The sequence below is a fragment of the Aquimarina sp. TRL1 genome (assembly GCF_013365535.1).
Lineage (GTDB): Bacteria > Bacteroidota > Bacteroidia > Flavobacteriales > Flavobacteriaceae > Aquimarina > Aquimarina hainanensis.
Map to the genome: position 1 here is coordinate 1,214,572 of NZ_CP053590.1, position 12,729 is coordinate 1,227,300.

The window sequence follows — 12,729 nt, forward strand, 5'->3', positions numbered from 1 at the left end:
AGCATTTATCAAAAAAATGTTTCCTTTATTTTAAAAAAAAATACACAGAACTTTCATTTTTTGACAAACTAAACAAGCTAACTTTTGTTTTGTTAGTTATCAATGACTTGTGTTGAAGAATTGAACTTATAAAAAATACAGATTACTTACATCTTTGCTTTTTTATAAGACTGATAACACATTGAGATTTTTTCTCCCCATCACATTTTGTACACTGTTTTTTCTAACTTCAAGATATTTTTTAAATACCATACTGGTTACAATTTAGTAGTTATACACTAGTTTAATTTTGAAACACGCCCACCCCTCTCTTCTCATAAAAAAAGAAAGATGTGAAGCACTTCAATATTGCACGCAAAAACGCACTCGTGGGGATATCAAACAATCAGAAAAACCCATAATTCTCTGAAAAAGAAACAATCAGTATAAAACAAACTGAAGTAGTTTCAGAAAATCATCATTTAATTTTTCTTTGTTTTTACGATTCAAACCTAAAACTAAATAGGGGATAAAGCAAGTACGAAAAGAGGGGATTTTTCCCCTTTTTTTAAGTTTTTTTTTGTAGAAAAATAAAAATTACTAGTATAAATCATTATTTACGAGCTCTTTTTAAAATGAGCACCTGCATATTTCCTTATTTTATTTTAACAAAAAAATAACATCTTCGAATTACACTTCTGTTTTTTTTCAAACAATCAACTCCTGTATTAATTACATGACCATTGAAAATCTGCTACTTTAAAACGATGTTTTGGAGGGTAGTTATAGTGCCACCATTCGGATCGAATGGTTTCAAATCCGTGTTTTTCCATTCCTTGTCTTAATATTTTTCTGTTTTTCAGAATACGATCAGAAAAACCTGTATAAGAGTGCCTTGATTCTTTCCCAAAATGATCATATGAACTTCCCATGTCTACTGGTTTTCCCGACATGTATTCTAATGAGATATCAACTGCTGCTCCTCTATTATGCACAGATCCTCCTTTAGGATTAGCTACATAGCCAGGGTTAGGAAAGATTTTCCACATTTTTTTCTGCACACTCAATGGACGATAACAATCATAGAATTTAATTCTATATCCTTGCTTATTAAAATCCATATTAGCAGCGATTAGAGCTTTCGCAACCACTCCTCTGATATAACACTCTCCACATGAATACACGGCTTTTTTCAAAAAATTATCAGGGGTTGCATATTTAATATCATACGCAAAACCATCAGACAATTCCCTGATTGCCACAAATGCTTCATCATCGAGATGTAACAACCGATTTCTTCTGTTTTCTCTGACCTGTATTACTTCTGCCTCCCGGGTAGTTTTTTTAGCTATTTTTTCCCCAACCAAAATGATTTTCTCTATAGCCTCTGTTATCATATTCTGCTCTTTGACTGATGTTTTTTTCTCTTCTTTACAAGAAATCAAACACCCCAAAACAATTAAAACAATCCATTTATTCATCTTTTTCCCTCTATGAACGAATGCATATACACCTATTAAACAAGTTATAACAAGGCTCTGAAATAATTTTCTTTTTCAGAATTCCATACGCATTTCTGATTACCAAAGACCAAAGATAGCTTCTTTTCACTTATTACTATTATTGATCCGGGCTCTAAGCAAAGTAAATAGTCATATCAGCTCCCTCTGTTATAAGAACCTGTTTTTATTGCTTCTGCAAAGTATCTACCACACTCCCACATCTAAGCATTTCTCCTGCAAAATATGGGTTCATCACTTCATCTTCATAACTAAGCCATTTAGCTCCTCTGTTTTCATCTCCCATTGGACAAAATTGAACAAACAGCGTGCGTCCTTTCTGATCAAATCCCTCTGTAATTTCTATCATAGCATCCGAGAGCTTTTTAAATTCTTTCTGCTGCACTCCCAATGCTGTTGCTGTTGTTATTTTTGCTGTTTTCTTTTTTAATTGACTCACCAAGCCTTTCTCTTTTTCTGAAAAATCTGTGGTTTTAACATTATCAAAAACCTCCAGATTTTTTACCCCTGCATCTTTAATTAACTGGTAATCTCCTTTAATAAGCGCATCTTTAACCTGAATATATCCATTTATTATCTGTTGCATTTCCTGCTGAAAAACTTCACTAAAAACCGGAGTTATTATATTTTCTTCTTTTTTCTTTTCCTCTTTTCTGTTCATCATAGAATATTTTCCCTGTAACTGAGCAGAGGCATCCACTGTAAATGTTCCATTAACTACAATTTCTTCTCCTTCTGACACTCCTGAAATCACTATATAGTCATCCCCTGATAACGCCCCTAAAACTACTTCCCTCATTTCAAAAACAGCTTGTTTGTGTTCTGGTTTAACATATACTACGGATCGTTTCCCTGTCCATAAAACGGCACTTTTAGGTATCAAAATCGCTTCTCCTCCCTGTTTCGCCGTTTCATTTTTTTTGATAACTCCTTCTATAAACATTCCGGGTTTTAATCGCTCGTCTTTATTTTTTAACAACACTCTTACAGTTACTGTTCTTGTTTTTTTATCTAACACAGGGTTTATAAAAGAAACTGTAGCTTCTAGTGATTCTTCAGGAAATGCATGAGTTCTAACGATTACTTTTTGCCCTATTTTTAGAGACGAAATCATATTTTCATACGCATCAAAAGCTCCCCAAACCGTATTGAGATTCGCAATTCTAAACATTGCCTGCCCCTCTTTTAAGTGATCTCCAACTTCTATATTTTTTTCAGTGACAACTCCAGATACATTTGCATATACCGGAAAGTTGCTTTTCACCTTTCCGGAACGTTCTATTTCTTCTATTTGCGTGGCTGTAAGCTTCCAAGATGCAAGTTTTTTCCTTACCGCCTCATACAGAGCAGGCTGCGCCGACTTTAAAGAAACTGCCGTGAGCAATTCTTGTTGAGCTGCTACTAATTCTGGAGAATAGATCAAAGCTAACAATTGTCCGTTACGAACTGTCTCCCCCGTATACTTAACATATAGTTTTTCGATCCTGCCGGAAAAATGGGCCGTCTGCACTGCATTTTCTTCTTCATTTTCTGTAATTACTCCTGATAGTTTTATCACCCCTTCAGTCAATGCATCTTTCCCGATGACACTGGTCTCTATATTAGCTAGCGCCATTGCATTTTCAGTCATTCTAAACTGACCAGAAGTCAACCCATCTGTTGTTTGATCTGCTGGAATCAGATCCATTCCGCATATTGGACAATCTCCAGGTTCCGGCTGCATAATTTGCGGATGCATTGAACAAGTCCACATCTGTTCCTTTTCTGTATGTTTATGTTCTTTTACTCCTTCTGAAGCAACAGCTGCTCTCTTCCCAAACAAAACATATCCGATACCGATTCCTATAATCAAAATACCTATATATACACTATACTTTCTCATCTCTTTTGTTTTTCATTATCCACCTACTAATTATGCATAACATTCTTATAGATGTATCGTTTTTACAATCTTATTTTTTGCAACCTTAATGCATTTCCTATCACAGAAACAGAACTGAAACTCATTGCCAAAGCAGCAATCATTGGGGATAGTAAAACACCAAAAAAAGGATATAAAACCCCTGCTGCTATTGGGATTCCCACAGCATTATACACAATAGCAAAAAACAGATTTTGTTTAACATTTTTCATCACTTTTTTACTTAACACATAGGCTTTATCAATCCCTGATAAATCACCCTTAACTAATGTAACAGAAGCACTTTCTATCGCTACATCTGTTCCGGTTCCCATTGCAATTCCTATATCGCTTTTAGCCAATGCAGGAGCATCATTAATCCCATCTCCTGCCATTGCCACAATCTGTCCTTTCTTTTGTAATTCGTCTATATATGCGAGTTTATCCTGGGGCAACATATTGGCTTTACAAGGGATTTCTCCAAGTTTTTTAGCAACTGCATTAGCTGTTTTTTCGTGATCCCCAGTAAGCATTACAACACTGATTCCTTTTTGTTTTAGTTTTTCAATTTCTTCTTTTGCTCCTGCTTTTATGAGGTCTTCCAAAATGATAATTCCTTCTATTTTTTTCGCTACCGCTACATAAGATACCGTACGTCCCTTTTTCTGTTCTTTCAATGCTACCTCTTTAATACGGTCTGATACAGCAACCCCATACTCTTCCATTAACTCGAGGTTTCCAACATATACAGACTGGTTTGACACCATAGCTATCACTCCTTTCCCTATTACCGCTTCAAAATCTCTTACAGCTCTTTTTTCTGCACCTTTCTCTTTTGCGTATTGTGAAATAGCTGCCCCCAGAGGATGTTCACTATGTTGGTTGACAGCAAATAAAACCGAGAGCAGTTCTTCTTTTTTTGTGCTTGCCTCCCACACTATCTGAACAACAGATGGACTTCCTTCTGTAAGAGTTCCTGTTTTATCCACTACCAATGTATCTATAGCAGTCATTTTTTCCAGTACTTCGGCATTTTTGACCAGTACTCCTGACTGCGCTCCTTTCCCTACTCCAACCATTACAGACATAGGAGTAGCTAATCCCAATGCGCAAGGACACGCTATAATAAGCACTGCTATCGCATTGATAAATCCATATACAACTGAAGGTTCTGGTCCATAAATCCCCCAAATTATTGCTGTAATAAAAGCGACTCCCACAACTACCGGAACAAAATATCCAGAAATTCTATCTGCTAATTTCTGAATAGGAGCTTTACTTTTACCCGCATTATTAACCATCTCTATAATCTGCGCTAACAAGGTTTCCTCTCCTACTCTGGTCGCCTGCATCAGAAACGATTGTTTTCCATTAACCGTCCCTGAGTGCAATACATCTCCTTTCTCTTTCTGTACCGGAATCGCTTCTCCTGTGATCATAGCTTCATCTACAATAGTACTTCCATCAGTTAGTATTCCATCAACAGGAATTCTATCTCCTGGTTTGACTCTTAAAATATCTCCCAGAACAATCTTGTCTATCCCAATGATCTCTTCATTTCCATTTATAATTCGATATGCTGTATTAGGAACTAGTTTTAATAATTCTTTTATCGCATTATTAGTCTTGCTATGTGCTTTAGCTTCCAGCAGCTGACCTAACAATGCTAATGTCAATATTACAGTCGTTGCCTCAAAATAGACATGTACCTCTCCGGTAGCTGTCTTAAAGTCCATTGGGATTAGCTGAGGAAATATCACTACTAACACACTAAAAACCCAGGCACTACCTGCTCCAATCCCGATCAAGGTAAACATGTTATAATGACGATTTCGCAAGGATTTATAAGCTCTTTCAAAAAACATCCTTGCCGCATAAAACACGACAGGAATCGACAATAATAATTGTATCCAGTTCCATTGCGTACCTCTTAACAGTTTCATCAAAGGATTCTGAGGAATCATATCGGACATTGCAATACAAAAAACAGGAAGTGTGCAGATAACTGCTATCCACATTTTTTTAGAAAGCAACTGGTAATTCTTCTCCTCAGAGGAGACCTCTTCTAACACCACTAATTCTTTCTTACACAAAGGGCAATAACCTGGAGACTCCTCCTTAATCTCTGGATGCTCCGTACAGGTATACAAGACGACTTTGGTCTTCACTTCTTCTACCAGATCCATTCCACATACCGGGCAGTCTCCCATTTTCGTATATGTCTTATCTCCTTCGCAATACATCGGACAGTAAAAAACCCCCGTTCCTTCTCCTTTCTTTTTGACTTCGGGAGCAGAAGTATTACAACATGCTTTCGTTTCTTTTTCCTGTGTTATCAGATATCTGTCAGTATCTTTTTGTAATGCTTTCTGAAAGTCAGCGATCATGATCGGATCATCCATTTCTATTACAGCTTTCCCGTTTTCTAACTCAACTGTAACTTCTCTAACCCCCGAAACTTCTCTCAACAGTTTTTCTACATGACTTCTACAGCCATTACAGCTCATTCCCTGTATGTAATAGGTTTCGATCATTGAATTGTTTTTTCTACACTTCCACATTTCAGCATTTTATCTCCGTAATACGGATTCCTAACTTCCTTAGAATCGGATAACCAATACCCTCCTTTTCCTTCAAAAGCCATCGGACAAAACTGTTTATATATCTCTCCAGAAGTAATCTCTACCCCCTTAAGGATTCTTTCCATCTCTTCTGTAAGTCCCACGAGAAAATCACGTTGTTTTGTCAATTCTTTGGTCAGACTCATCAGACTTGCTGTAGCTTTTAATTGCTTTAAAGAAGTATCTTCTCCTATCACTCCTTCTAATTCTTTCGCTGCATTTTTCACCCCTTTGAGATCAGAATTCACCAACCCTCTTTTTATCTGCAAATAAGCCCCATACAGCTTTTGAGTCTTAGGATCTGCAAACACAACGGTACTTTTTGTTGATGTTTTATTGATATCAACAATTGGTTTATCTTCTTCTACTGCTACTGTTACCGACGTTTTGTTTACGGGCTCTTTTTTGTCTTTTCCACATGAAAAAATTCCAAAAGAAATTGCCACTACTATTATTTTTACTACTGATGTTTTCATTATTTCGTTTTTTTAATTGTTTACTTGATATCCGAGGTTTATCTCGAACTTAAAATTCGTTTGCTATAGAATGTTTTTACTGCCGTAGATAATTTAAAATTGCACTATGAGAATAATACGCCTGAATAGCTTCTATTTTTTTCTTTTCAAATTCCAGGATCAACTCCTGTATCTCCAAAACCTCTTCAAAATCGATAGTTCCTGTCTCATATGTTTTTCTAATAATCTCTTCTGCTAATAGTGCTTCATCTATATTTTTCTGATAGGTCGTATAATTAATTCTTGCTGTAATCCGATCATTAATTGCTGTATCCATTATTTTCTCCAATACATTCTGAGTGGCTTCTCTTTTCTGGGCTACTGCTTCTTTCTCCAGGTCTATTTGCTTCGATCTAGAAGAATATTTTTTAGAAAACAATGGAAATGAGAATGTAACCATTGGCATAACAATATCTTTTCCATTATCTGAAAAGTTCATATCGGGGCGTTCCTCTACTACAATATAATCTACCCCAACTCCTATATCCGGCATGGCTTCTCTTTTATTAGTTATTAATTGATTTTCCAACACCTCTTGATAATAATCATATGTAATTAACTCGGGATGATATGTAATATCATCCAGCATCATCGTTGGTTCTTCTTCGGGAATAAATAAATTATCGACAATATGCAACGGGTCGAAACCATCTCTATGCAATAATTGATTAAATGCAGACTCCGCGGAAAGAATTGCTCCTTTAATGACTTCTTTACTATTGAGTATTCCATTTTTTGCGATATTAATTCTCAGAATATCTACTGTTGACGCTTTGTTATTCTCTACTGCGACCAAACCTAATTCCTTATAGGTATCCAGTATTTTTTCTCGTTGTTCTAATACCTTTAAAGTAGCTTTAAGACCATACACCTGATAGTATTTCTGCTCAATCTGAAGAAAAATCTTTCTTTTTAACACTTCGTATTTACTCTTGGTCATTTCACTTTTGGTCTGTTGAGTTTTCCTTTTAGAAGCATTTGTACCAAACCAGGGGATTTTTTGTTGCACACTTAGTTTTGCTTTTTGTGCTCCGGTTCTTGTTTCTGGTTCACTCATAAAATATCCTGCTCCGACAGATGTTTCTGGTAAACTACCTACCTCTTTAATCTTTTCTTCTTCTCCCTGAATTTGATACTTCATCGCTTGCAGCTCAGGATTATTTGCTGCTGCTTCTTTTAGATATTCCTGTAAGGTCTGTCCACTGCATACAAACTGGAATAACAACATTCCCAATAAAATGGTGGTACGCATATTCTTTTTTCTCAAGAGATCTTTTTTATGTTTATATTGTTGACTCACACTATTAATTATTTATTTTCTTTACTACTTCGTATCGAAATTTCTTTTTTCCAGCTAAATAAAACAGGTACTACGAATAGCGTCACTAAAGCAATGACCATTCCTCCAAAACTCGGAATCGCCATTGGAATCATGATATCACTTCCTCTTCCCGTTGCCGTAAGAATAGGGATTAATGCCAAAATCGTTGTCGCTGTAGTCATCAGACAGGGGGTTATCCGTTTTTCTCCCGCTTCTATTACTGACCTATGAATTTCTTCCCGGGTTGCAGGGGTATTTTTATCAAATGTTTGTTTCAGATATGTAGCCATTACTACTCCATCATCGGTTGCTATTCCAAATAATGCGATAAAACCAACCCATACTGCTACACTGAGATTAATGGTTTGTATATTAAAGAGCGTACGAAGGTTAACTCCCAGTATCTCTACATTGAGAAACCATTGCTGATCATATAACCAAATCATCATAAATCCCCCAGCAAATGCTACTGCCACTCCTGTAAAGACCATCAACGAAATGCTTATTGATCTAAACTGAAAATACAGAATCAAAAAGATCATCAATAAAGCTAAAGGCACTACAATTGACAGGGTTTTTTCTGCCCTGATTTGATTTTCATAGGTTCCTGTAAAACGATAACTAATCCCTGAAGGAACCTGTATCTCCCCTACAGTGATCTTCTCTTTGATCAACCGTTGTGCTTTTTCCACTACATCAACCTCTGCGAACCCTGCTTTTTTATCAAACAATACAGCTCCTACCAAAAATGTATCCTCACTTTTTATAGCTTGTGCTCCTTGCTCATACCGGATAGTCACCAATTCGCTCAGAGGTACCGGGTCTCCTTTTTCTACTGGAACGTAAACATTTTTCAAATCTTCAGGATGACTTCTTAACTCCCTGGGGTAACGTACACGAACAGCATAGCGTTCTCTTCCTTCTATAGTTTGAGTAAGTATTTTTCCTCCTACAGCTATTTCCAATACTTGTTGCACTGCTGCTACAGTAATTCCATAACGAGCTATCTTGTCTCTGTCTACATCAATCAGAAGATAGGGTTTCCCTATGATTCGTTCTGCAAAAACGGCTTCTATTTTTACTCCTTCCACCTCTTTTAATACAGTTTCTAACTGAATTCCAAAGGCTTCGATTTCTTCCAAGTTTTGTCCTTTTATTTTAATCCCCATCGGAGCCCTCATCCCAGTTTGTAACATCACTAAGCGAGTTTCTATAGGCTGTAATTTGGGTGCTGAGGTTACCCCCGGAAGCTTCGTTACTCGGACAATTTCATTCCATATATCATGTGTAGTCGTGATCTCTGGTCTCCAGTTTCTATAATATGCTCCCTCCTCATCAGGGATTAGTTTTCGCTGAGCCACTGGAAAATCTACAGATTGCACCCCTTTTGTAGTTTCATTATTAGGGTTCTTAGTCACTCCTCCGTTCTTCAATAAAAAAGCTCCTTCTTCATCAACCCTAAACTTTTGTGGAATTCCTTCTTTATTTTCTATATATTCCGGCTTGTAGATAATGATATTTTCATACATTGACAAGGGTGCTGGATCCAGAGCAGATTCTATTCTACCTGCCTTCCCCACCACTGTCTCTATTTCAGGAATTCCGGCAACAGCCATATCTAATTGTTGCACTATTTTTTTATTCTCAGAAACTCCCGAATGTGGCATCGAAGTCGGCATCAATAAGAATGCTCCCTCATCCAATGCTGGCATAAATTCTTTTCCTGTTTGCTTCCAAACATATATCCCAAAAAATAGAATCATTATCGGAAACACCAAAAACAATGATTTATGCTGTAAAGCCCAGTGCAATATCTTCGTATAATAATTTCTAAAGATCATAAAACTTCCTAAAGTTCCGAGGCATAACATCGCTACAAACAAAAAACTCCAGACGAAATGTAATTGCACCCCCAAAGGTCGCCAATACATCGCTAATAATGTAATGATTCCCAGTGCTGCCATACATACATTTATAAGTTCCCCTCTTTTTGAAGAGATTATTTTTTGTAAATGTAAAATCCCTATTCCTCCAAAACCGATAAGGAATATTGCTATAAAATATCCTTTTCCAACTGCCCATACCCCCAATAGGCACAATACAATATTAAGCCCATACTGCATTCGTTTTTTAACGCCTTTGATCCCAAACAAAAATGAAGCGAATGGCGGAATAAAGAACAGTGCTACAAATAATGTAGCTACTAAAGCCATGGTTTTGGTAAATGCCAGCGGTCTAAACAGTTTTCCTTCTGCCCCAATCATCGTAAAAACAGGAATAAAACTAATTATAGTTGTTAAAACTGCTGTAAGAATAGCTCCCGAAACCTCGGAAGTTGCACGATATACCACTACATTCACAGGATGCTTTTCCTTATTTTCTTTTATATGCCGAATGATATTCTCACAGAGAATAACTCCTACATCTACCATCGTACCAATGGCTATTGCAATTCCTGACAAGGCGACAATATTGGCTTCTACATCAAATAGCTTCATCGCTATAAACACCATCAACACTGCAACTGGTAATGCTCCGGAAATTAATACAGAGGCTCTGAGGTTAAACACCATTATTACAATAACTAAAATGGTAATTAATATTTCTAATGTCAACGCTTCTTTTAATGTATCCAGTGTTTCTGCGATTAACGTTGATCGATCATAAAACGGCACTATAGTTAATTGAGATTCCCGCCCATCTTTCAAGGTTTTGACAGGCAACCCTTGTGCTATTTCGTTTATTTTTTCTTTTACATTTTTGATTACCTGCATTGGATTAGCTCCAAATCTCGACACAACCACCCCACCAACAACTTCTGCTCCTTCCTTATCTAATATCCCTCTTCTGGACGCCGGTCCTAAAGATACTTTGGCGATATCTTTAATCCGTATTGGAGTATACCCTTCCGAGCGTATCACTGTATTCTCTATATCCTCTATTGATTTTACATATCCGAGCCCTCTAACAATATACTCTACCTTATTAATTTCCAATGTTTGTATCCCCGATTCCTGATTGCTTTGTTTTACTACATTGGCAACCTGATCTAATTGCACATTATATTGCTTCATTAATTCCGGATCAATATCAATATGATATTCTTGTACATATCCTCCTATAGAGGCTACTTCTGATACTCCTTCTACTCCAGATAAAGCATACTTAATAAAATAATCCTGCACCTTTCTTATTTCGTGAAGATCCCATCCTCCGGTCACTTCTCCTTTTGAGTCCCTTCCTTCTATAGTGTACCAAAAAATCTGCCCCAAACCTGTTGCATCCGGTCCTAAAGAGGGAGAAACTCCTTCTGGCAATAAACCGGAAGGCAAAGAATTTAATTTTTCTAAAATCCTACTCCTACTCCAATAGAATTCTATTTTTTCATCAAAAATCACATAAATGGTAGAGAATCCAAACATGGATGAACTACGTACTGTTTTTACCCCAGGAATCCCCAACAGCGAAGTTGTCAGGGGATATGTTATCTGATCTTCTATATCTTTAGGGGATCTTCCTTTCCAGACAGTATATATAATTTGTTGGTTCTCTCCTATATCAGGAATTGCATCTACTGCCACAGGATCCGAAGGAAGAAAAGTGATCTTCCCATCAAAAGGAGCATGTACTAGTCCCCACCCTACAAAGAAAATGAGAAACAAAAAGGCTATCAGCTTATTTTCTATTAAAAATTTAATGCCCTTGTTAAGCATAGATAAAAGTATTTAGTAATTATTAATATACTCTGCGTCCTTTATTTATAGTTAAAAATAAAGAATACAATTTCCTCTTACTAACAATAATCAGTAAGAGTTTATTAATAGGTACTAAATCAAATCAGGAAAGTTTCGTAAAGAACAACAATATCTCTGGTTCGCTCCGGAGGCGAATGTGTCAGATACAATAATGGCTGCTGTTCTACATCGACAAATCTTTTTATATAGGTATATACAAATGAGGTAATCCAAAGTTGCTGAGGCATGTCTAATTGATCAAAAGAAGTTTTTAGCTCGTTTTGACCTTCAATTACTACTGTCTCATCAGAACAACAAGATTTTTTCTCCATAGATGACTTCTGCCCTTCTTGTATGTCATACATAGCTTCCATACCACAAGTTTTTGCTTTTGTGTACAAAGAAGCATCTACTAAAATCTTTCCACAGTAATGTTTATGTACAGTAAACGACATAGTAGATAGCAATACAATGCATGCTAAAACAAAAGATCCTATTTTATGTAACATAGAAGTCATCGCTACAAAAATAGTTAATAATACTTATATTTTCATAACTATTTAACACAATGCGCACTATGATTTAACAAGAGTAAATCAAATTGAGTACTATTTTTAATAAATAATTAGATAATTTTACCAAAAAACTAGATTACATGACGTTTCAAGAATTACGCCCAAAAGTACAAGCTATTGCAACAAATCCACAGGAAACAACAGACAACAAACTATTGCAAATATGCGAGTTGTTAAAAGAAGCTATAGCATATTATGACTGGGTCGGGTTTTATTTTAAAAATGGAGACAAAGAAGAATTAAAGCTTCGTTCGTATGCGGGAGAAGAGACTGATCACACAATCATTCCTTTTGGAAAAGGTATCTGCGGGCAGGTAGCCGTCTCTAATAAAAACTTCGTTGTACCTGATGTCCAGGCACAAGACAATTATATCGCTTGTAGCATCTCTGTAAAGTCTGAAATAGTAATTCCTCTGTTTAAAAATGGAGAGAACATCGGTCAGATCGATATTGACTCAGAAACTCCTGACCCATTTACAGAAGAAGATGAACGTTTTTTAGAATTTGTAAATCAAGAAGTTGCTAAAATCTTATAAATATCGTTCCTTCGTCTCTCTCATTCAA

8 protein-coding genes are annotated in these 12,729 nt (G+C 36.4%); 1 reads left to right on the forward strand and 7 read right to left on the reverse strand.

Annotated features, from left to right (window positions below):
* Positions 1–707: 707 nt before the first annotated feature.
* From HN014_RS04735 to HN014_RS04765, 7 genes are all read right to left on the reverse strand, one after another.
* Positions 708–1,460, reverse strand: coding sequence for a M15 family metallopeptidase (locus HN014_RS04735; RefSeq protein ID WP_176027742.1), 753 nt, complete (start codon positions 1,458–1,460; stop codon positions 708–710).
* A gap of 205 nt (positions 1,461–1,665) precedes the next feature.
* Positions 1,666–3,381, reverse strand: coding sequence for an efflux RND transporter periplasmic adaptor subunit (locus tag HN014_RS04740; RefSeq protein ID WP_176027743.1), 1,716 nt, complete (start codon positions 3,379–3,381; stop codon positions 1,666–1,668).
* Positions 3,382–3,443: 62 nt separating this feature from the next.
* Positions 3,444–5,933, reverse strand: coding sequence for a heavy metal translocating P-type ATPase (locus tag HN014_RS04745; protein ID WP_176027744.1), 2,490 nt, complete (start codon positions 5,931–5,933; stop codon positions 3,444–3,446).
* Positions 5,930–6,496, reverse strand: coding sequence for a DUF3347 domain-containing protein (locus HN014_RS04750; protein ID WP_176027745.1), 567 nt, complete (start codon positions 6,494–6,496; stop codon positions 5,930–5,932). Before HN014_RS04750 ends, HN014_RS04745 begins: the two co-directional genes overlap by 4 nt.
* A gap of 76 nt (positions 6,497–6,572) precedes the next feature.
* Entirely contained in the window at positions 6,573–7,802 is a 1,230-nt protein-coding gene (locus HN014_RS04755) for a TolC family protein (RefSeq protein ID WP_176027746.1), read from the reverse strand.
* Positions 7,803–7,843: 41 nt separating this feature from the next.
* Positions 7,844–11,569, reverse strand: a complete 3,726-nt coding sequence (locus tag HN014_RS04760) for an efflux RND transporter permease subunit (protein WP_176027747.1) — start codon at positions 11,567–11,569, stop codon at positions 7,844–7,846.
* A 119-nt stretch (positions 11,570–11,688) separates the two neighbouring features.
* Entirely contained in the window at positions 11,689–11,964 is a 276-nt protein-coding gene (locus HN014_RS04765; RefSeq protein WP_254884102.1) for a hypothetical protein, read from the reverse strand.
* A 281-nt stretch (positions 11,965–12,245) separates the two neighbouring features.
* On the opposite strand from HN014_RS04765, the gene HN014_RS04770 reads away from it, so the two are divergent.
* Positions 12,246–12,701, forward strand: coding sequence for a GAF domain-containing protein (locus HN014_RS04770; protein ID WP_176027749.1), 456 nt, complete (start codon positions 12,246–12,248; stop codon positions 12,699–12,701).
* The last annotated feature ends 28 nt before the right edge of the window (positions 12,702–12,729 follow it).